Origin of the sequence: Delftia tsuruhatensis, from assembly GCF_903815225.1 — a bacterium.
Lineage (GTDB): Bacteria > Pseudomonadota > Gammaproteobacteria > Burkholderiales > Burkholderiaceae_C > Comamonas > Comamonas tsuruhatensis_A.
Window position 1 is genome coordinate 3,894,877 of sequence record NZ_LR813084.1, and the last position, 20,515, is coordinate 3,915,391.

The 20,515-nt window shown below is 65.4% G+C and carries 15 protein-coding genes and 1 tRNA gene; 8 read left to right on the plus strand and 8 right to left on the minus strand.

Annotated features, from left to right (window positions below):
• Window positions 1-16: 16 nt before the first annotated feature.
• Genes L1Z78_RS17620 through L1Z78_RS17630 form a run of 3 tightly spaced genes read right to left on the minus strand, consistent with a single transcriptional unit; the run spans window position 17 to window position 3,466 of the window.
• On the minus strand, window positions 17-1,246 hold the full coding sequence (locus L1Z78_RS17620; protein WP_234637682.1) for an HD-GYP domain-containing protein: 1,230 nt from the start codon (window positions 1,244-1,246) through the stop codon (window positions 17-19).
• Window positions 1,247-1,301: 55 nt separating this feature from the next.
• Complete coding sequence (locus tag L1Z78_RS17625) at window positions 1,302-2,945, minus strand: methyl-accepting chemotaxis protein (protein ID WP_234637683.1); 1,644 nt, start codon at window positions 2,943-2,945, stop codon at window positions 1,302-1,304.
• A gap of 11 nt (window positions 2,946-2,956) precedes the next feature.
• Complete coding sequence (locus L1Z78_RS17630) at window positions 2,957-3,466, minus strand: chemotaxis protein CheW (protein ID WP_234637684.1); 510 nt, start codon at window positions 3,464-3,466, stop codon at window positions 2,957-2,959.
• Between the two features lie 411 nt (window positions 3,467-3,877).
• Here L1Z78_RS17630 and L1Z78_RS17635 point away from each other — a divergent pair, with 411 nt between their 5' ends.
• Both L1Z78_RS17635 and L1Z78_RS17640 read left to right on the plus strand, forming a co-directional pair.
• Window positions 3,878-6,520 carry a putative bifunctional diguanylate cyclase/phosphodiesterase gene (locus L1Z78_RS17635; protein ID WP_234637685.1) on the plus strand — a complete coding sequence of 881 codons (2,643 nt, stop codon included), beginning with the start codon at window positions 3,878-3,880 and terminating at the stop codon, window positions 6,518-6,520.
• Window positions 6,521-6,747: 227 nt separating this feature from the next.
• On the plus strand, window positions 6,748-8,487 hold the full coding sequence (locus L1Z78_RS17640; RefSeq protein ID WP_234637686.1) for a methyl-accepting chemotaxis protein: 1,740 nt from the start codon (window positions 6,748-6,750) through the stop codon (window positions 8,485-8,487).
• A gap of 30 nt (window positions 8,488-8,517) precedes the next feature.
• Here L1Z78_RS17640 and L1Z78_RS17645 read toward each other — a convergent pair whose 3' ends face one another.
• Together L1Z78_RS17645 and L1Z78_RS17650 are read right to left on the minus strand one after the other, a co-directional pair.
• Window positions 8,518-9,267 carry a response regulator gene (locus L1Z78_RS17645; RefSeq protein ID WP_234637687.1) on the minus strand — a complete coding sequence of 250 codons (750 nt, stop codon included), beginning with the start codon at window positions 9,265-9,267 and terminating at the stop codon, window positions 8,518-8,520.
• Window positions 9,264-9,923 carry a helix-turn-helix domain-containing protein gene (locus tag L1Z78_RS17650; protein ID WP_234637688.1) on the minus strand — a complete coding sequence of 220 codons (660 nt, stop codon included), beginning with the start codon at window positions 9,921-9,923 and terminating at the stop codon, window positions 9,264-9,266. The genes L1Z78_RS17645 and L1Z78_RS17650 overlap by 4 nt, the downstream gene beginning before the upstream one ends.
• Before the next feature lie 115 nt (window positions 9,924-10,038).
• Here L1Z78_RS17650 and L1Z78_RS17655 point away from each other — a divergent pair, with 115 nt between their 5' ends.
• The 5 genes from L1Z78_RS17655 (at window position 10,039) to L1Z78_RS17675 (ending at window position 16,967) form a co-directional block, all read left to right on the plus strand.
• Entirely contained in the window at window positions 10,039-10,413 is a 375-nt protein-coding gene (locus L1Z78_RS17655) for a response regulator transcription factor (protein WP_234637689.1), read from the plus strand.
• On the plus strand, window positions 10,410-11,174 hold the full coding sequence (locus L1Z78_RS17660) for an HD-GYP domain-containing protein (RefSeq protein WP_234637690.1): 765 nt from the start codon (window positions 10,410-10,412) through the stop codon (window positions 11,172-11,174). The genes L1Z78_RS17655 and L1Z78_RS17660 overlap by 4 nt, the downstream gene beginning before the upstream one ends.
• 104 nt (window positions 11,175-11,278) lie before the next feature.
• Complete coding sequence (locus L1Z78_RS17665; protein WP_234642201.1) at window positions 11,279-12,034, plus strand: ABC transporter substrate-binding protein; 756 nt, start codon at window positions 11,279-11,281, stop codon at window positions 12,032-12,034.
• A 22-nt stretch (window positions 12,035-12,056) separates the two neighbouring features.
• Entirely contained in the window at window positions 12,057-14,582 is a 2,526-nt protein-coding gene (locus L1Z78_RS17670; RefSeq protein ID WP_234637691.1) for a PAS domain S-box protein, read from the plus strand.
• A gap of 291 nt (window positions 14,583-14,873) precedes the next feature.
• A complete protein-coding gene (locus L1Z78_RS17675; protein WP_234637692.1) occupies window positions 14,874-16,967 on the plus strand; it encodes an IPT/TIG domain-containing protein in 2,094 nt (697 codons plus the stop codon).
• On the opposite strand, the gene L1Z78_RS17680 is transcribed toward L1Z78_RS17675, so the two are convergent.
• Window positions 16,937-18,154, minus strand: a complete 1,218-nt coding sequence (locus L1Z78_RS17680; RefSeq protein WP_234637693.1) for a TCR/Tet family MFS transporter — start codon at window positions 18,152-18,154, stop codon at window positions 16,937-16,939. The two genes, L1Z78_RS17675 and L1Z78_RS17680, sit on opposite strands and share 31 nt — an antisense overlap.
• 63 nt (window positions 18,155-18,217) lie before the next feature.
• Here L1Z78_RS17680 and L1Z78_RS17685 point away from each other — a divergent pair, with 63 nt between their 5' ends.
• Window positions 18,218-18,850, plus strand: coding sequence for a TetR/AcrR family transcriptional regulator C-terminal domain-containing protein (locus tag L1Z78_RS17685; RefSeq protein ID WP_234637694.1), 633 nt, complete (start codon window positions 18,218-18,220; stop codon window positions 18,848-18,850).
• A 47-nt stretch (window positions 18,851-18,897) separates the two neighbouring features.
• Here L1Z78_RS17685 and L1Z78_RS27995 read toward each other — a convergent pair whose 3' ends face one another.
• Window positions 18,898-20,040 carry a hypothetical protein gene (locus tag L1Z78_RS27995; RefSeq protein WP_267966984.1) on the minus strand — a complete coding sequence of 381 codons (1,143 nt, stop codon included), beginning with the start codon at window positions 20,038-20,040 and terminating at the stop codon, window positions 18,898-18,900.
• Between the two features lie 329 nt (window positions 20,041-20,369).
• Window positions 20,370-20,445 (minus strand) — tRNA-His (locus L1Z78_RS17695).
• Between the last annotated feature and the right edge of the window lie 70 nt (window positions 20,446-20,515).

Below are 20,515 nucleotides of genomic sequence, written 5' to 3' on the forward strand. Positions count from 1 at the left end.
AGGCAGCAGACATGCGTCAGCCAGGGCCACAGCCTGGCGCCCACAGCGCCAGCAGGTCGGGAAAACGCCAGACGGCCGGGTCTTCACGCCCCACGATCTTGTCGGCGCTGCCGGGATGGGAAAGATCGATCACCCTCTCGGGAATCCGCATGCCTGATGCGATGGAGTAGAAGACCTTGACCCGTGGCATGGTGAGCGAGCGCGGCCCTTGGCCGACCACGACACCCAGGCGCGCGGAGGCCAGCCGCACCAGCGAGCCCACGGGATAGATGCCGATGCTGCGCACGAAGGCCTGGAATACCTTCGGATCGAAATGCCCTGGCGCCCACTGCGCCATCCTGTGAATGGACTCGGCAGGGTCCCAGCCGTCCTTGTAGGGGCGGTTCGAGGTGATGGCGTCGTAGACGTCGCACACGGCCCCCATTCTGGCGAAAAGAGATATCTGGTCTGCCTGCAGCCGTTCGGGATAGCCGGTTCCATCCATCTTCTCGTGGTGGTGCAGGCAGACGTCCAGCACGGCATCATCCACCCGGCTTTGGGCCAGCAGCTCGACGCCCTGGGCCGGGTGGCGCTGGACGATGGAAAACTCGGCTTCGGTAAGCCGGCCCGGCTTGTTCAGCACCTGGGGCGGCACGGCCATCTTGCCCACATCGTGCAAAAGACCGGCCAGGCCAGCCTGGTGGACCTGGGTGGAGTCCAGCCCCAGTTGTCGCGCCAGGGCGACCATCAGCGCGCATACCGCCATGGAGTGCAGGTAGGTGTAGTCATCGGCGGTCTTCAGGCGCGCCAGGCTGATCAGTGCCCCCGGGTTGCGCGCAACCGAATCGGAGATCTCCGACACCAGGGCCCGCGCCGTCTGTGTGCTCAGCGCACGGCCCATGCGCGCCTCTTCGAACATGGAGGTCACCGCGTTCCTGGACTGCTCGCACAACACGGCGGCCTTCTTGAATTCTTCGTCCATGCCGACGCAGTCCGCCCCCTGGGGCAAGGCGTGACCACAGGGCTGCGATGGTGCCACGGGCGCGCGGGCAATGCGGTCACCTGGGCGCGGCCCGCCGTCCACGTCGCAGCCCCTGGACGTATCGATGCTCAACTGCTCGATCGCGCTGGTGCGCAGCCTCTCCAGGTCCAGAGGGTCCGTCAGCAGGAACCTGGAGCGCCAGAAGGGATGCTGCATCCAGCCGCCGCGAATGTCGACGATGAACATGCCCAGGCGCAGCTGTTCCAAGGCGATGGTCTTTTGCATGGTCTGGTGTCCCTGAAGGTGGGTGTGCGAAGGCCTGCAGACAGGCGAGGCGGTCCTAGCTCAACCGGGCGGTGGGCGCCGCCATGGGCCCGGCGATGACCGGGCGTCGCCGGACATCCGTACCGCTGTCCCGGCCATCAAGCCTGAAAGTGGCCACGGCCTGCACCAGTTGCTGCGCCTGCGCCTTGAGGCTGGACGCCGCGGCCGCGCTTTCCTCCACCAGCGCTGCGTTCTGCTGGGTGGCCTGATCCATCTGCCCGACCGCAAGTCCGACCTGGGCCACACCAGCGCTCTGCTCCTCGCTGGCTCCGCTGATCTCCCCCATCAGGTCTGTCACCTGCTGGATGGACTGCACCACCTGGGCCATCGTGGCGCCGGCCTGGTCGGCGCGCTCGGCCCCCTGCTGCACACGCGTGGCACTGGTGGCGATCAGCTGCCTGATTTCCCGGGCAGCCTGGGCGCTGCGCTGCGCCAGGCTGCGCACCTCGCCCGCGACGACGGCGAAACCCTTGCCCTGCTCTCCCGCCCGCGCGGCCTCGACGGCCGCGTTGAGAGCCAGGATGTTGGTCTGGAAGGCAATGCCGTCGATGACACCGACGATGTCCCCGATCTGCCGCGAACTCTCGCTGATATCGTGCATGGCGGTGACAACCTCGCGCACCGCCTCGCCGCCGCGCGCCGCCACCTGGCTCGCACCCCGTGCCAGCTCGTTTCCTTGGCGCGCGTTGTCCGCATTCTGTCGGACCGTGGAAGACAACTGGTCCATGGAGGCGGCGGTTTCCTGCAGTGCGCAGGCCTGGCGCTCCGTGCGCTGGCTCAGATCCGCATTGCCCTTGGAGATCTGCTCGCTGGCCACCGCCACGCTGTCGGCGTTGTTGCGCACCTCGGAGACCACGGCGGCCAGGCTCTGCTGCATGGCGTTCAACGACGCCCTCACGCTGTCGGCCGGGGCATTGCCGCACACGAGCTCGGAACTCAGGTTGCCCTTGGCGATCTGCCGCGCGACCTCCCCCAGTTGAACGGGCTCCGCCCCCAGGGCACGTGCCAGGCCTCGTGCAATCAACTGGCCCATGACCAAGGCCAGCAGGCAGGCTGCCGCGCTGACACCGATCAACAGGTTGCGCCGCTGGGCATAGGCCCGGGACGCCTCCTCGATGACCGCGCCGGAACGTTTGCCGGTCATCTCGCTGAATTGCATGGTCGCCTCGACCAGCTTGGCCAGCAGCGGGCGGCATTCATCATTCATCTTGGCGATGGCGGCCTCGCTGCGGAGGTCGAGGGCCAGCGCAACGATCTCGCTGGCCACGGGGCCATAGCGCTGCTCGACTTGGTCGATGCGCGCCACCAGCTCGCGGGTGTCTGCGCCCGCATCGGCAGCAGCCGCCAGGGCCTTGAGCCGCTCCAGCCGGTCTTTGACATCCGCCTGCGCGGCGACCACGGCGTTTCTCTCCATCTCACGGTCCGATGGCGTCGTGACCAGCACCAGATTGCGCGCGGCGATGGCGCGCCGATCCACGGCCGCTCGAACCTCCTCGACCAGATGGGCCCGCGCATTGACACCGTTCACGAAAGCGTTGAGATGGTGGTTGGCATCGCCGAGCGCCTGCAAGGCAAACAGGGAAACCAGGATCACCAGGAATGCCATGGCGGTAAAGGCCACGGACAGCTTGGTCTTGACGGTCCAGGAGCGGAATTTCATGGGAATGTCTTTCAGGCGTTGGGGAAGGCGGGGAAAGAGTGGTGAACGGCAGGCACTGCGGCAGCCAGGCCGGCTGCGCTCATGTCCATCAACCTGCAGGCATCGACCAGCAGCAGGGAACGTTTGTCCAGCACTGCCATGGCCAGCAGGCAATCCCCCGCGATGCAACCCCGCATCGCGGGCACGGCTCTCAGGTGCCCTGGCTCCAGGGTGACCACGTCGGTGACGCTCTCGACCACCATGCCCACCACGCCCTGCGGCAGGCGCAGCACGATCGTCACCGTGCAAGCGTCATAGGGTCTGGCTTGCAGGCCCAGCCTGAGGCGCAGGTCGATCACCGGCACCACCTCGCCGCGCAGGTCCAGCACGCCGTTGCAGTACGCCGCGGCATTGGCGATGCGCGCGGGGGCTTGGTAGGACTGGATTTCCTGCACCTGCAGCAGATCGATGCCGTACTCCACGCCATCCACATGGAACGCAAGCCACTGCACGGAGGATTGTCTAGGGGTCGCTGTGTTCATGGCGCATCACTTTCATCGAATAAAAATGATCAATTTGAAAAAATCATACCCGAATTTGGTAAGCATGCAACCGCAGGTTACAAATTTCTGCCACAAGGACTGCGCCCGTTTTGCGCTTGAAGCGCAGGCGGTTGCAGCCAAGGCCCCACCCCAACCTGGCGGCAAGCAGGAAGGGCTGCGGTGCGCAAACAGGGCCCGCAGGCGCAGACAGGCCGTATCGCTCCATCGCCAACAGAGGACTGGCAGCGGGAAATTGGCAACACCACGCATGTGCCTGGCCATGTCGCATGGTCGGGGAATGGAAAACACAAATGCGGCTTGACCAGCATTTGAAAAATCCCAAGAATCAAAACATCCACAGCGCGCTATCGTCTGCCCTGCCCCCAGATCCTTGGATTCACCAGGCCGCTTATGCTCCGATCGGCACGAAGCCGCTTCATATGGCTCATTACCGCCACCTACGGAATGCTGTCTGTGGCGTGGATCATCTTGTCTGACAAGCTGCTGTTTGCCTTGGCAGGAGATTCTGATATCAGCGCGATTTCGACGGCGAAGGGAATCTTCTTTGTCTCGGCCACCGTATTTCTGCTGTACTTCGCACTCCATTTCGTTCCGCCGGAAATAGTGGAAGGCAGGGTCAGGTCACACGGCGGCCACCGGATTCCCCGCTGGGCCGCCTATCTGTTCGCAGCGGCCTTGAGCATTGCAGCCCTGGCTGTGCGTGAACCCTTGGTCGGCCATTTCGGCGAACGCTCCCTGGCCATTCTGTTCATGCTTCCCGTGCTGCTCGGCGCCCTGGTCGGCGGACTCGGCCCCGGGCTGCTGGCAACGGCTGCATCCGTCCTGGGCATGGACCAACTGGCCATGGAACCCTTGTTCAGCCTGTATGTGTCCGCTGCCCAAGATCGTGTCCATCTCGCCATCGTGGCGCTCAACGGAGTGATCGTCAGCCTTCTGGTGGAATCCCTGCAACACTCTTTGCGGCAATCCGAATTCCGGCGCCAATTGCTGGACTCCGTGATCTCGGGGACGTCCGATGCGATCTATGTGAAGGACATGCAGGGCCGCTACCTGCTCGCCAATGAGGCGGCAGCCAGATATGTAGGCCGGCCCATCGAGGAACTTCTGGGAAAAAGCGATTCCGATATCTTCCCTGAGGAAACGGCACGACGAATCATGGACATGGATCGGGCAATTCTTCACGCAGGGCACACGAGTACACACGAAGAACATGTGGAAACCGGGAATGGCCAGGCGCTGGACTTCCTCGTGACAAAGGGCCCTGTTCTCAATGCCAGAGGACAGCAATCGGGATTGTTCGGGATATCACACGACATCACTGCCCGGAAAACCTCCGAGCGGGAACTGGCCCAGGCCGCGATTGTTTTCGAAAGCAGCCACCAGGGGATCATGATCGTCTCCCCTGCCAGGCACATCAGCAGAGTCAATCCCGCGTTTTCGCGGATCACCGGTTACACCCTGGAGGAAGTGCTCGGGAAAACGCCCAGGGCGCTCTCATCGGGGGTTCACGGTCCCCGGTTCTACCAGCAGATGTGGCAGGACATCGACCGCGCGGGCTTCTGGAGCGGCGAAATCTGGAATCGCCGCAAATCGGGCGAGATCTACGCACAACTGCTATCCATTTCGGTCGCCCGCGGCAGCGACGGAGCCGTGCAGCACTACATCGGCGTGTTCACCGACATCAGTGAACTCAAGGCCCATGAGGCCGCGCTGGACAGAGCAATCTACTACGACGCCCTGACCGGGCTGCCCGGCAGGCGCCTGCTGGTGGAGCGACTGGACAAGGCCGTGTTGCGCGCATCGGCCAGCAGCAAATCCCTTGCCGTGTGCTTCATCGACCTGGATGGTTTCAAGGAAATCAATGACAGGCTCGGCCACGGCGCAGGCGACAGGTTTCTCATCGGAGTGGCCGAGCACCTGAAGGCCGTACTGCACGGCGACGATACCCTGGCGCGCCTGGGCGGCGACGAGTTCGTGCTGCTGCTCCAGAATCTGGAGTCCGTACGGGAATGCCCCTCGGTGCTGGAGCGCATACTGCAAGCCGCCAGCCGGCCCGTCACCGTGGACGGCACCAGCGTGGCGACCAGTGCGAGCATTGGCGTGTGCTTCTACCCTGACGACCACGCGACCCCGGACACGCTGCTGCGCCATGCGGACCAGGCCATGTGCCAGGCCAAGCTGGCAGGAAAGAACCGCTACCACCTCTTCGACCCGGAGCATGACCGCAGGGCACAGGCCCATCGCCTGCAGACCGGCCGCCTGCGGACAGCGCTGGAGCAGCAGCAGTTCCAGTTGCACTATCAGCCCAAGGTGGAACTGGCCACCGGCCGGCTGCTGGGCGTGGAGGCCCTGCTGCGCTGGCAGGACCCTGGCCATGGCCTCAAGGCGCCAGCGGAGTTTCTGTCATTCATCACGGGCAGCGAGCTGGAACTGCCTCTGGGCCAGTGGATCATTGACGAGGCCATTGCCCAGGCGGCGGCGTGGGCCGCTCAGGGGCTGGACATCCAGGTCAGCATCAATGTCGGTGCCGGTCAACTGCTGGCTCCGGGCTTTTGCAACCGGCTGGAACAGGTACTGGCGCGCTACCCCGACCTGCCCGCCCAGCGCATCGAACTGGAAATCCTGGAAAGCGCCGCGCTGGCCGACCTGGAACAGGCCATCGAAGTGCTCCACTGCTGCCGACGAGCGGGTGTGGGCTTCGCACTGGATGACTTCGGTACCGGCTACTCCTCTCTGACCTACCTGCGCAAGCTGCCAGTACAAGTCATCAAGATAGACCAGAGCTTCATCCGCGACATGCTGAGCGACTCCGATGACCTCAGCATCGTGGAAAGCGTCATCCATCTGGCCACCACCTTCAAGCTGCAAGCGGTGGCCGAAGGCGTGGAGACACGAGAACACGCCCGGCGACTGCTGGACATGGGCTGCCATCACGCCCAGGGCTACGGCATTGCCATGCCCATGCCGGCAGGGCAGCTGCCCGGATGGGCCCGCCAGTGGGCGGCGGGCAACAACTGGCTGGCCGCCCGGTAGCCATCGCTCCACGAACGGAGCACCGACCTCCCGCCTGGCAGCAACACCAGCCTGGCGGGACGGCCTGCGCCATCCCCGGCACCACTGCACACCAATAGGTAGATTGCTATAGAAATTAGCAAATACTACATTTTTTCCTATTGATCATCAAAAATCAGCCACAACATCTATCATTTAAATCAAATTAATCATTTTAACTTCCCAACCCCGCAGGAACTGGACACATCATGGTTCTTCGTCGCATCTCCATCGGGGCCCGCCTGGGCCTGGCCTTCCTCGTCATGCTTGCGCTGCAAGCCCTGGTGGGCGCCATCGGTGTCATCCAACTGGGACGCGTGCAGTTCAACGCCAACGAGCTGGGCTCCAACTGGTTGCCCAGTGTCCAGGCACTCGCCAACATCCGGGCCACCTCCAACGAAATACGTCGCCTCAGCCTGCAGCATGCGTTGGTCGACACACCAGCCGCCCGCCAGGCCCTGGAGTCGTCGATCACGCGCACCAGCAGCACGGCGCTGCCCCAGCAACTGGCCACCTATGAAAAGCTCGTCTCCTCCGATGAGGAACGCGCCATGTACCAGACCCTGGTCGCACGCTGGCAGAGCTTTTCCGCCCTGAACCAGAAGCAGCTGGCGCTGTCGAACGCAGGTGCGGAACAGGCCAGCCGGGCGAAGGAGATGGCCCTCGGACCGACGACAGAGGCTTTCGCTGAACTGCTGACGGCGGTTCTGGAATCCACCAAGCTCAACATCGCTGGCGGAGAGTCCGCCACCAGCCAGTCACAGGCGGACTACCACAAGGCCCTGTACCAGCTCGCCGGGGTCATCGCCGCTGCCGTGCTGACGGGCATCGCGCTGGCATGGTCCATCACGCGCTCCATCACCCAACCTCTGCACCGCGCCGTCGCCGTGGCCCGGACCGTCGCAGACGGTGATCTGACCACCTCCCTGCAGGTACAGGGGCACGACGAGCCCGCCGCGCTGCTGGGCGCCATGCAGGATATGAGCCACAGGCTCGCCGCGCTGATTTCCCAGGTACGCCAAGGCAGCGACAGCATCGCCACGGGGTCGGGTGAAATCGCGGCCGGCAGCCTGGACCTGAGCCAGCGCACGGAGCAGCAAGCAAGCAGCCTGGAGGAGACGGCCGCCTCGCTGGAGCAGTTGACGGCGACCGTGCGCACCAATGCGGAAACGGCCCAGCAGGCCAACCAGGTCGCATCGTCCGCCTCCCGGTCGGCGACCGAAGGGGGCGCATCCGTGCAGCATGTGGTGCAGACCATGGAGGAGATCACGGCCGCGTCCCGCAGCATCGCGGACATCACCAATGTCATCGACGGCATCGCCTTCCAGACCAATATCCTGGCCCTGAATGCCGCCGTGGAAGCGGCGCGGGCAGGCGAGCAGGGCCGGGGCTTCGCGGTCGTTGCGGCCGAGGTACGTACGCTGGCACAGCGTTCGGCGACGGCGGCACGCGAAATCAAGGACCTGATTGCAGCCAACCTGAGCAAGGTCGGCGAGGGTGCGCAGATCGCGGCCAAGGCCGGCGAACAGATGGAACGCATCGTGGAGCAGGTCCGCAGCGTGGATACCATGATCGGCGAGATCGCCAGCGCCTCCCACCAGCAGGCATTGGGCATCCGCCAGATCGGTGAAGCCGTCAACCAGCTCGACCAGGTCACGCAACAGAACGCGGCGCTGGTGGAGCAGAGCACGGCAGCGGCGGGCAGCCTCAAGCAGCAGGCCGACGTTCTCGCCCAGGTCGTCGCCACGTTCACGCTGGCGGCACAGGCGCCACAGCGCGCCATGGTGCCACCCGAGCCCGCCGCGCCCCGCCAGCCATCCAGGCGGCCCATGCAGGCGGACGTCGCCCCTCCTCTGCCGGCCGCCCGCGCCACGAGAAAGACCGTGTCGACACATCCGGTGGCCAAGACCGCCGTGGACGCGGAAGCCGGCGAATGGGAAGCCTTCTGATCCGTATGCAGGGTGACGCTGCGGCACCCTTCAGGCCGTGGCGCCGTCCTCCATGAGCCGCCGCAGCTGCGCCTGCAGCCACTGCCACTGCCCCTGTGCCCCTTCCCAGTCCTGCTGCAGGCACATCTGCTCCAGCACCTGGGCTGCGTCTGCAAGCGGCGCCCTGCCCAGCATGCGCAGCACGCTCTTGAGGCTGTGGGCCAGCCGGCGCAACCCCGCCGCCTCGCGCGCATCCAGCAGGTGCTGCCCTTGCGCCAGATCCAGCGGCATCTGGGCCAGGCAGGCGGCCCGATAGCTGAGAAAGAGCACGGCATCGCCCTCGAAGAAGGCATCGACGGCCGCGCGATCCTGAGGTGCCTGGGCAGTTGCCGCCCCTGCTCCGGGCAGCGATTCAGGCGCCTGCAGGGCAGACCCCACGCATTCCAGCAGTTGCGCCACGGACACCGGCTTGCGCAAGATGCGCAGCACCTGCAGGGACTCGAGGCGCTGCTGCATTTCAGGGTCGACGCCCGCACTGAACACCACGGTAGGCACGCTGCCGCGGCACGACTGGTTCAGCCGCTCGATCAGCTCCACCCCGGACATGCCCGGCAGCATGAGATCGGTGATCAGCAGTGAAAACGCCGGCCCGCCCCCTGCCGCGAGCATCTTCTCCAACGCATCCTCCGCGCTCGTGCTGACCGTCAGCACCAGAGGCATCTCATCGAGCACCATGGCCACGAAGCGCGCGATGGACGGGTCGTCCTCCACCAGCAGGACATGGGCCGGGGCCGGGCTCATGGCACCGGGTCCTCCAGCAGCTCCTTCAGGATCGGGGGCAACAGTTGCACCAGTTGCGGCTTGTGGATCACCGGCACCCCGCTGAGTGCGAAGGAATAGGCCTCACGCTCGGCGGGATCCAGGGAAGTGATCACCAGCAGCTTGCTGTGGGCAAACTGCGCATGCGTGCGCAAGGTGGTGATCAGGGCGGCTCCATCGATATCGGGAAGCAGTATGTCGACCAGCAGCACCTGGGGCTGGATCTGGCCGTACAGCGCCATGCCGGTGATGCCGTCATGCGCCACATGCAGCTGCACCTCGGGGAAATGGCGCTCCACCAGCAGCCTGATCAGGTTCTGGAAATGCACGGAATCCTCGATCAGCAGCACCTTCGGCCGCCCCGGCGATGCCGCCCCTTCCATTGCCACAGGCGCAGGGACAGGCAGGGCCGGAGCGGGCACAGCGCCAGCGATGACACCACCACCCGACTGGCGTGCGCGCCACTGCTCCACCGAGTCCCTGGTGATGCGGCGGTGCCCTCCCGGGGTCTTCCAGGCCTGGAGCTCTCCGCGGTCCACCATCAGTTGCACCGAACGCACTGCCATCCCCAGCAGGCTGGCCACCTCGGCCGTGGTGTAGTGGGGAATCTGATCGGGTGGAGGGTTGGTCTTGGACATGTTCGCAATTTTGCAGCAAAACCAATTGAAAAATTCAATAATAATTTGATTAATTTGATACCTATGATACGCACATCATCATTCAAAGCCGCATCTGCTCCGCGAAAGGCGTTCCATGAAAAAAATTCTCATCGTCGAGGACCACGCCGACATCCGCAAGCTGCTGCGGATGACGCTGGAGTTCAGCGACTTCGAAGTCTTCGAGGCGACCAATGGCGATGAAGCCTGGGACCGTGCGCAGAGGATGCATCCGGACATCGTGTTGCTGGATGTCATGATGCCCGGCACGCTGGGCGGACTCGAGGTGTGCAGCCGCATCAAGAGCAGCCCCGAGATGGATCACACCCTGGTCATCCTGCTCACGGCGCGCGGCAGCGCCGAGGACCGGGAAGCCGGCTTGCAGGCGGGGGCGGACGAGTACCTGGTCAAGCCCTTCAGCACACTCAAGCTGCTGGAGACCATCGACTGCCTGAGCGGGAGCCTGCGATGAGCCAGTGGCAGGCCGCCATGCCCGGCACCGAGGCGCGGCGCTTCGATCCGGCCGCCTTCGAGCAGATGGAGCAATTCCTCCATGACTTCGGCCGCATGTACCGCGAACGCAACGACCTGCTCAAGGAAGTGACGCGTGCGCACCATGAAACCTTGCTGCGCCTGGCCATGACGGCGGAGTTGAAAGACGATGACACGGGCTCGCACATCATCCGCATCGGCTACCTGGCCGAGGCCCTGGCCCTGCACCTGGGCTGCCGCCCCGACTACGCCAGCCTGCTGCGCAAGGCCGCCCCCATGCACGACATCGGCAAGGTGGGCATCCCCGACGCCATCCTCAAGAAAAGGGGCGCCCTGACGGCAGAAGAGCGCGCCATCATGAACCGGCATACGGAGATCGGCGGCAGGCTGCTGGGCCAGTCGCGCATTCCCGTGTTCCGCATGGCTGCCGAGATCGCGTCCTTCCACCATGAGCGCTTCGACGGCAAGGGCTACATCCAGGGCCTGTCGGGCCACGACATCCCGCTGTCGGCCCGCATCACCTCCATCGTGGACGTCTTCGACGCGCTGACCATGGACCGGGTCTACCGTCCGGCATTCGCTCTGGACAAGGCCTTGGCCATGATCGAGTCCGAGCGCGGCAAGGCGCTGGATCCGCAGATCGTCGACGCATTCATGGAGCACATCGAGGAACTCGACGGACTCCGCCGTGCCTTGACACGACAATCACCCAGCTTTGCAGACCTGATCGACACCCCTTGAGAGGACACGCCATGCCTGCCTCACTCACACCACTTCCGCAAGGGGGCGCCCCAACGGCTCGCCCGGCCCACGCCGGCCTGCTGGCTGGGGCCGCCCTGGTTTCCATGCTGGCCCTGTGGCCCGGCCCCGGCCGGGCGGGCGCGGTACTCGAGCGCGTGCGCACCAGTGGGGAGGTACGCGTTTGCATCTGGCCTGAATACTATGGGATCACCTTCCGCGATCCTCGATCGGGCAGGCTGCAGGGCATGGATGCGGAGCTCTCGGCGGAACTGGCCAAGGATCTCGGGGTTCGCCTGCAGCACGTGGACTCCTCCTTTTCCCGGCTCGTGCCCGATCTGCTGGAGTCCCGCTGCGACGTGGCCATGTTCGCCGTGGGCATGCTGCCCCAGCGCCAGCAGCAACTGCGTTTCACGCAGCCTTACATGAGCAGCGACATCTATGGCATCACCACCAAGAGCAATCCGGCCGTGCAGTCCTGGGAGGACATCGACAGGCCCGGCGTGCAGGTGGCCGTGCAGCGGGGCACGTTCATGGAGCCGGTCATGCGCGATACGCTCAAGCATGCGCAGATCATCGCCATCGGCCCGCCGCAGACCCGGGAAAAGGAGCTGATGGCGGGACGCGTGGACGTTTTCATGACCGACTATCCCTACAGCCGCAAACTGCTCGACAGTTCGGACTGGGCCCAGTTGATCGCACCGCCCAGGCCATTCCATGTCCTGCCCTATGGCTATGCCGTTCGACCCGGCGATGCGCAATGGCTGGAGCGGCTGGATCAGTTCGTCTCGGACATCAAGCATGATGGACGCCTGGCCCGGGCCGCACGCAACAATGCGCTGACACCGCTCGTCGCACCCTGAACCCTTTGGAGGGAGTATGACCATGCCCCACCGAGCCGCGGCACATCGCTTCATGGGCACACGGCGCAGCGCCCATGCCAAGGCGCTGATACTGACCTTCGCGCTTTGCGTGCTGGGCGGCCTGGTGCTGTATGTCTGGAACCAGCTGCATGTCCAGGCGGAGCAGAGCCGGACGCAGGCAACGCTGCTGGCACGGGTTCTGGAAGACCAGACGGCAAAGACTTTCGAGACCAGCGAAGTCGCCCTGTCCAGCCTTGCCAACAATCCCGTCATCCGTGCACACGATGGCCAGCAGGCCACACGCGAGGCCGCCATGGCGCAGACCGTCGCCCAGTTGCCTTTCATGCGCGGCATGGCCTTGCTGGATGCGCAAGGCCGCGTCCTGGCCAGTACCCGGGCCGACGAGGTGGGCCTGCCGATACCAATGCCGCAGTTGCTGGGCCAGCCGCTGAAGATACCGGCCCCGGGCAAGGCCCAGCTCGGCGGGCTGGTCCCCGGCCGTGGCCTGGCGGCCCTGGCGCATGCCGAAAAGGCCACGCCCCGGGGAATCGCCTTTCTTCCCTATGCACTGGGCCTGGAGTACGACGACGGGACGCGCGGCCTGCTGGTGGCCTTGATCAACCCCGACGCCGTGGCCAACTTCTACCAGGCGACACTGGAATCGCTCAGCTACGAGGCCGTGCTGCTGTCCTATGAGGGCAGGCCGCTGGCCAGCACCAATGCGCGCGCTGGCGTCACGACGCAAGCGGCCTTGCAGACGCCGGTGTTCAGGGGCCAGGCGCCGAGCCGGGAATTCGGCTCCTACGTGGGCATGGGCATGCTGGGCGAGCGCGAGATCGTCTCGTTTCGCACCGTGCGCAACCTGCCGCTCTTGCTGGTCGTCGAGGAGCCCTACTCAGCCCTCGTGGCACGCTGGCGTGACGACGCCTTCGTCTTCTTCGTGGCCGGACTGGCCTTGCTGGCCCTGGTGCTGGGACTGGGCTTTTCGGTGCTCAAGACACGCAGGCTGCAGAAATCGGCCCAGAAGGACATGGAGCAGGCCCAGGCACGCATCGCACGCAGCGAACATGAGCTGGCCGTGCTCATGCGCAGCGTGCAGGAGCTGATCTTTCGCACCGACAGCGAAGGCCTGCTGATCTTCGTCAACGCCCGCTGGGAAAAGCTCACGGGCCAGAGCAGCGACAAGGCCATGGGTTTGGGCCTGGACAAGATCGTGGACGAGCACTACCGGCCACGGGTCCAGGCGCTTCTCGACCCCCAGGCTCCGCTCAAGCCGCGCTCCTGCCAGGCCCTCTTTCGGCTGCCCAATGGCATGGAAATGCTGTGCGACATCGCCGTCGTGCCGCTCATGCGCGATGGCAGGCTGGTGGGCTTTGCGGGCAGCGCCGTGGACGTGACGGCCCGGTGGAAAGCCCAGCAGGAACTGCAGACCCAGCTGGCGTTCCAGCACCTGCTGTTCGAGACCACGCCGCTGCCCATGCTGGTCACGGATGCCAACCAGTGCGTGGCGCTCGTCAACAAGGCCTGGGAAGACTTCTTCGGCAAGAACCGCTACGCCGTGCTGGGCGCCGATCTGCTGGGCTTCATGCCGCGCGACGACGCTCTCCACCAGATGCTCGGCAACACCCAGGTGATGCACACGGGACAGCGCATGACGCTGCAAGCCAAGGTCGCCCACGCCGACGGCAGCTACCGGGACATGCAGATCTCCAAGGCGCCCGTGCAGGATGCGGAGGGCCACATCACCGGCGTGCTCAGCATCTCCGTGGACGTGAGTGAATTCCGTGCCGCCGAGCTGGCCACCCGGGAGGCACGCGATGCCGCCGAGGAGGCCGTGCGCGTGAAATCGGAGTTCGTCGCCAACATGAGCCATGAGCTGCGCACTCCACTGCAGTCCATCATGGGATTCGCGGAACTGGGCCAGCTGCGAGCCCAGGCCACGCCCAAGCTGGCCGACATGTTCGGCGACATCCATGCCGCCGGCCAGCGCATGCTGGCCCTGGTCAACGACCTGCTCGATGTGGCCAAGCTCGAAAGCACCATGGGCACCATCCACCTCGAGCGCGTGGACCTCAGAAACCTCATCCGACCGGTGGTGCGTGAACTGGAGCCCCTGCAGCACCAGAAACAGATAGACCTGCGCCTGCAACTGGATGACGCCCCCCTCATCGCCAAGGCCGACCCCGTCCGATTCCAGCAGGTCATACGCAATGTACTGGCCAATGCGATCAAGTTCTCCCCGTCCGGCGGACGCATCGATGTGCGGGGCATGCTGGACGGTCAGGGAAACATCCGCATCGACTGTCTGGACCAAGGGCCCGGCATTCCCGTGCAGGAACTCGACAAGATCTTCCAGCCCTTCGTGCAATCGAGCAAAACCAAGGACGGCGCAGGAGGCACGGGGCTGGGCCTGGCCATCTGCCGGAAAATCATTGCCGCCATGGAAGGAACCATCATGGCAAGCAACCGCTCCTCCGGTGGCTCCATGTTCCGCATTCTGCTGCCTTGCCGCCACGCCTGTGAAACCCAGCCTGGAGCGCTGGCATAGCGGGTCGTCCGCCGTGGTCCGATGCCTTGCCGGGCAGCGTGGCCGCACCTGCCTCCCCGCCAGCCGCAAGGGCCACTGATCCCAGCCGGCAAAGGGCCGCCTGGCGCCATATGCACGGTCAAGCATTGGGCGGACGCTCGGTCAAGTCACAGGCGGCTCCGGCATGCAAGATAGGTCGATGCCGCATTGCGCCCATGGGTTGCATGCGCCAGACGGTGGGCCTGCCGGATTGCACCCTTCGCAATGGACTCGGCTTGCGCATCGAAACTTCCAACGGAAAAAGAGAACAACATGGCAAATGACAAGAGAGGTCATCCGTGGATGGATGCAGGCCGATGGCTGTGCATCCTTCTCGCACTCTGCATCATCAGCATTTTCGCGCTCAAGGCCCATGCAGCCACGCCGAGAACCTTGCTGGACACCCTGGACGCCGGCTCGGGCAACGTATGGGTCAACGCCAGCAATCCCAGGTACCTCCGGTTCAGCACGGGGGACGCAAACGCCGTCGTCTCCGAGATATCCATGCGGATTGCCGACACCTATGGCGCGGCTGTTCCCACCGTGAGGCTCTGCGATGATGCCTCCGCGAACTGCCAGCAGTTCATCCACCAGGACATTTCGGGCAGCAACGTCTACCGGTTCACCGGCGCCTATCAGGTCACCGCGAATCGATTTGTCCGAATCATCTTCGACTGCGCCTGCGACACACCGTCCGGCTACGGTGTCTATATGGGGTCCAGGACCGTCCCCGGCGCATCCACGGCCGCTCCAGGATATCTGTTTGCGGCCAAGGTGGTTGCCCTTGCGCTGCCAACGGTCCATCTGGCAGCGCCGGCGGCTGGCCCATCGAGCGGCGGCACCACCGTCATACTCACGGGCACCGGGTTGCTGGATACCAGCCGGATCAGATTCGGCAATGTGGATGCCGCCCACTTCCAGGTGGACAGCGACACCCAGATCACGGCCATCACGCCCCTTCATCCCGGTGGGACCGTCAGCATGGAGCTGACGACCAGCGCCAACGCAGCCTCCACCAGCGGCAACTTCACCTTTGTGGCCAGCCCGTCCATCACCGCCATCGGCCCCGCCAGCGGACCCACGGCAGGCGGCACCATCGTCACGCTCACCGGCACCGGCTTCGCCGCCGCTGCGGCCACCGGCGCCGTGCGCTTCGGCAGCACGCCCGCCACCTACACCATCCTCGGCGATACGCGGATCTCCGCCACCGCCCCTGCCGCCGCGGCAGCCGGCACGGTCGATATCACCGTGACCACGCCTGGAGGCATCTCCACCACCGGCGCGGCCGACCAGTTCACCTACGTGGCGGCGCCTTCCGTCACCGCCATCAGCCCTGCCGGGGGACCCAGCGCTGGCGGGACGCGGGTGACGGTCAGCGGTACCCAGTTGACGGGAGCGAACACCGTGATGTTCGGTGCCCACGCTGCCACGGATGTCACGGTGATCAGCGCCACCCAGCTCACTGCCGTCTCCCCGCCCGGCACGGGCTCGGTGGATCTGACGGTCAGCACGCCGGGAGGCACCTCGGTCGCCAACGGCACAGCCCTGTTCCGTTATGCGGGCCTGCCCGGCATCACAGCCCTTTCCACCCAGCGCGGCCCGGTGGGAGGCGGCACTCCGGTCGTCATCACGGGCAGCGATTTCACCGGCGCCACGTCGGTGAGATTCGGCACGGCCAGCGCCACCGGCTTCACGGTGGACAGTGCGACCCGGATCACGGCCGTTGCCCCGCCCGGATCCCCGGGGCTGGTGGATGTGTCGGTCACGACACCGGAAGGAACCAGCGCCACAGCGCCTGCAGCCCAGTTCCGCTATCAGCCCACCGCGGCCTCACTGCAGTTCCCCCGGGGTCAGGTACAGATGCGGATCACCGGTGCAGACTGCAGTTTCGAGGGTACGCCCAGCGCAGGCACCATCCACTCCAGCGACGTACCACCGGGCTTCGAGGCGCCCTACGGACAGATCGCATTCCAGGCCAGTGGCTGCACCAGCGGCGGGGTGCTGCGTGTGGCGCTCACACTACCGGAGAAACCGGCACCCGGCTCTGCAATCTACAAACAGGTGGGCGGCCGGTGGGTGAAGTGGGCAGCAAGCATGGATGGCGCGAACCTCGAATTCTCGGTCACGGACAACACAGGCAGCTCCACGGCCGAAGCCACCGGGGACAACGACCCTGCGCCCGGCCGGATCGATGATCCGATCATGGTGGCCATCGCTCTGGCTCCGGCGGCACCGGCTCCGATACCCAGCCTCGGCCTGTGGGCCCTGGTGCTGCTGTCCATGGCACTGGGCGGGCTGGCGGTCCGAGGCCTGCATCGGGTGCCCTTCGATCCATCTCAGGAGTGGGTCCGTCGGGCACGGCGATAACTCAGCAAGAGCGGCAAGGCCAGCAGATAGCTCGCAGCACCCACGGCCCAGACCAGCCCCGGCCACAGGTTGCGGCTCACTGCATACAGCGAGGTGACCAGCAAGGGACCACCCACGCCGATGAGGCTGGTGATGCTGGTCAGCGTTCCTTGCATCTCGCCCTGGCGTCCGGCGTCGATCCTTCCCGTGATCAGGGCCTGCAGGGCCGGCACGGCCATGCCGCCTGCGGCGAACAGTGGCAGCAGCGCGAAAGGCGCCCAGCCTGCACCGGCAAACGCCAGCAGCAGCAGACCCAGGGCCTCGCAGGCCAGGCCCGTCAACAGCGCGCGCAGTTCACCCAGGCGGGAGACCAGCGGGCCGATAGCAAAAGCCTGCGCCAGCGCGTGGCACAGCCCATAGCAGGCCAAGGACACACCGCCCAGCCAAAGGCTCCAGCCGAAACGCTCCTGTCCATACAGGATCCACAGCGTGGCTGGCCACTGGGAGGCCAGCATCACCACGCCGAACACCCCCACGAGAGGCCCCAGGCCTGGCTGCTCTCGCAGCCCGTGCAGCGCGGCAAAGGCGTTGAGGCTGCCCGGTTGCCGTGGCGGCTCCAGCATCGGCTCCCCGGGCAGGTCGGTGCGGCCCTGCGGCTGCGGCTCCGGCAGCAGGCTCCAGACCAGGATCAGGTTGGCGCCGTTGAGCAACGCCGCCAGCATGAAGGGCGCCCGCAGCCACCAGTCCCCCAGCAGACCGCCAAGCACCGGCCCCGCAATGAAGCCCATGCCGATGGCCGCCCCCATCTGGCCGAAGCGCGCCGCACGCTGCCGCGGCGGCGTGATGTCGGTGAGATAGGCGCTGGCCACCGCCATGTTGGCCCCCGTGACGCCTGCGAGCACACGTCCCAGGTAGAGCCACCCCAGGTCGGGCGCCAGGGCCATCAGCACGTAATCGAGCGCGGCTCCTGCCAGGGACACCAGCAGCACCCGGCGGCGGCCATGGCGATCGCTCAGCACACCCAGCAGCGGTGCGCACAGGAACTGCGCCAGTGCATACACTGCCAGCAGCGCGCCGTAGTGGAAGCTGCTGGCACTCGGGCCAGGAACCATGCCTTGCAGCAGCCCGGGAAGAATGGGCATGATCAACCCCAGGCCGATCGCATCGATCAGCAAAATGGCAAGCAGAACGAACAACGGTTGGCGCATACGGCATCTCTAGCAGTGATAGAGATGCAATTATTCCACATCCACCCTATCAGTGATAGAGCCTTGAACGACACCTTTTCCCCGCGCCTGAGCCGCGACACCGTATTGCGCGCCGCGCTGGACCTGCTCAATGAGGTGGGCATCGATGCCCTCAGCACCCGCCGGCTGGCCGAACGCCTGGGCGTGCAGTCGCCGACGCTGTACTGGCATTTCAAGAACAAGGCTGAACTGCTGGCAGCCATGAACGAGGCCATCCTGGAGCAGCACCAGCAATCATTGCCGAACCGCAGCCTGTCCTGGCAGGAAGGCTTCGTGGCCAACGCCCACAGCTTTCGCCGCGCCCTGCTGGCCTATCGCGACGGCGCGCGCCTGCATGCGGGCACTCGGCCGCATGGCGCGCAGTTCGAGGCCCTGGAAGCCAAGCTGGCCCTGATGCATGGCGCCGGCTTCGAGCCTGGGCAGGCCATCGGCCTGATGCTGGCGATCAGCCGCTTCGTGGTCGGCTGGGTGCTCGAGGAACAGGCGGCCCCGGAAGGCGGTCAACTGGGAGGCGATGGCCCCGATCCGACCCGCCATCCTCTCAGCGCCCGCGGCTGGCAGACCTTGGCGGCCCAGGCCCCGGACGAAGTCTTTGACCGGCAGCTGCGACTGTTCGTGGCCGGCGCGCAGGCCATGCTGGCCAAGGACGGGGCCTAGACTGTGCCCGCAACGCCGCAAGACCGCGCCACGGACCTGGAAGCCTGCTAGGGCACCTGCCTTTTGCGGCGCCGTGCCAGCAAGGCCCCGAGGCTGCCCAGGACAGATGTGGCCAGCAACCATCCCGCGCCATCGAATACGGGAATCGCCCTGGCCTGCCCAGGCCCGGGGACGATGCCGGCTATCGCGGTGATGGAGATGCGACCGTCTTCGCCGGCCTCCTGCTGAACCGCCTTGTTGTAGCGATCCGCCTGTGCCTTGCTGCCCTCGGAGATGCCGACTGCGCTGATCCTGTGCGGGCCGGCTTCCAGCGTGCAGGAACCGCCACTGGTTCCCGGGCCGCTGTTGCGACTTCCATCACGGCCGCTGATGCCTCCCTGCCCGGCCTGGCCCTGGTAGCCACCACCGCCTCCGCCACCGCCGCTGCCATCGACTCCTGTCCCGGCACTCTCACCCGAACCGCCATCGACCATCTGGAGACAGGCGGCATCCTGGATGCCCAGAGCCAGGGCATTGACGGCGGAATCGGCCGGGACATTCCACTGACCGTTCTGGAAGATCCGCGAGTTGGAGCCCCCTCCCCCACCGCCGCCGGCAAGAACCATGGCACCGTTCACCCTCAGGCTGGAAGCGCCGCCACCACCGCTGCCGCCAGGACTGGAGCCAACCGAGCCGGCATCCCCTCCTGCGCCGCCGGCGCCTGGCTGGCCCGCGCCCCCGCCGGCCGCGCCCTGACCGAACGGGTTGAGCACCGTACCGATGCCACCGGCGCCCACCACCAGATGCACGCTCTCTCCGCCCTGTACTGCAATCATGGCTGTGACGATGGCGCCTCCGGCCCCGTCCCCCCCCCTGGCATCGTCCCAGCCTCCCGCGCCGCCGCCGCCACCGCGGACCTCGACCTGCAAGGCCACCGTGCCCGGCGGCACGACATAGGTGGTCACGCCGGGCACCGTGAATACGGTAGTTCCTCCTGCGACCTGGGCCGCCGACGGCATGGCCACCAGGCAGCCCAGCAGCACCATCGCGCCCGCCACCGACCCGGCAAGGCCGGCTCGTCGGATGTCGGGGCCAGGCGGCTGTCCTTCAGCGTGCGGATCCGGCAAGGGCACGGGCTGCCATGAACCATGGCAACTGTCGCGGCATGCCTCCAGGCCCGGCATGGCATCGGGCTTTCTTTCCACCTTCATCGGCTTTCCCTCCCTCACAGCTCTGTGTTGTTCAACATCCTTTCATTGTGAATGATCGATAGCCAAAAACTATCAAAATAGATTTTCAATTTTCGTTATCTGACAAACCTGCTGCACCCGCAGTTCGTCAGGCCTGCGGGTCGCAAGGGGGATGGCCTCGGGCCGTGCAAAGGAGGTAGCCGCAAGGAGACGCGGCATGAGCGCGGTGCCGTGCAGAGGGCATGCGCCGTGGGGGAAATCCAGAAATCCGGTTTTGAACGGCATTGCACCGAAATGCGGATCGGAAAAGAAAAAAGCGCCAGTGCATTTGCACTGGCGCTTTTTTTATTTGGGGTGGCTGATGGGACTCGAACCCACGACGACAGGAATCACAATCCTGGACTCTACCAACTGAGCTACAGCCACCGTAGAAGAATTCTATTATATGTCAAAAAACTGCTTGATTTTTGAAATTTCTGATTTTCTAGAAATTTCT

Coding starts and splice junctions, on each gene's coding strand:
- L1Z78_RS17620 (WP_234637682.1), bottom strand. CDS start 1,246: ATGCAAAAGACCATCGCCTTGGAACAGCTGCGCCTGGGCATGTTCATC.
- L1Z78_RS17625 (WP_234637683.1), bottom strand. CDS start 2,945: ATGAAATTCCGCTCCTGGACCGTCAAGACCAAGCTGTCCGTGGCCTTT.
- L1Z78_RS17630 (WP_234637684.1), bottom strand. CDS start 3,466: ATGAACACAGCGACCCCTAGACAATCCTCCGTGCAGTGGCTTGCGTTC.
- L1Z78_RS17635 (WP_234637685.1), top strand. CDS start 3,878: ATGCTCCGATCGGCACGAAGCCGCTTCATATGGCTCATTACCGCCACC.
- L1Z78_RS17640 (WP_234637686.1), top strand. CDS start 6,748: ATGGTTCTTCGTCGCATCTCCATCGGGGCCCGCCTGGGCCTGGCCTTC.
- L1Z78_RS17645 (WP_234637687.1), bottom strand. CDS start 9,267: ATGAGCCCGGCCCCGGCCCATGTCCTGCTGGTGGAGGACGACCCGTCC.
- L1Z78_RS17650 (WP_234637688.1), bottom strand. CDS start 9,923: ATGTCCAAGACCAACCCTCCACCCGATCAGATTCCCCACTACACCACG.
- L1Z78_RS17655 (WP_234637689.1), top strand. CDS start 10,039: ATGAAAAAAATTCTCATCGTCGAGGACCACGCCGACATCCGCAAGCTG.
- L1Z78_RS17660 (WP_234637690.1), top strand. CDS start 10,410: ATGAGCCAGTGGCAGGCCGCCATGCCCGGCACCGAGGCGCGGCGCTTC.
- L1Z78_RS17665 (WP_234642201.1), top strand. CDS start 11,279: ATGCTGGCCCTGTGGCCCGGCCCCGGCCGGGCGGGCGCGGTACTCGAG.
- L1Z78_RS17670 (WP_234637691.1), top strand. CDS start 12,057: ATGCCCCACCGAGCCGCGGCACATCGCTTCATGGGCACACGGCGCAGC.
- L1Z78_RS17675 (WP_234637692.1), top strand. CDS start 14,874: ATGGCAAATGACAAGAGAGGTCATCCGTGGATGGATGCAGGCCGATGG.
- L1Z78_RS17680 (WP_234637693.1), bottom strand. CDS start 18,154: ATGCGCCAACCGTTGTTCGTTCTGCTTGCCATTTTGCTGATCGATGCG.
- L1Z78_RS27995 (WP_267966984.1), bottom strand. CDS start 20,040: ATGAAGGTGGAAAGAAAGCCCGATGCCATGCCGGGCCTGGAGGCATGC.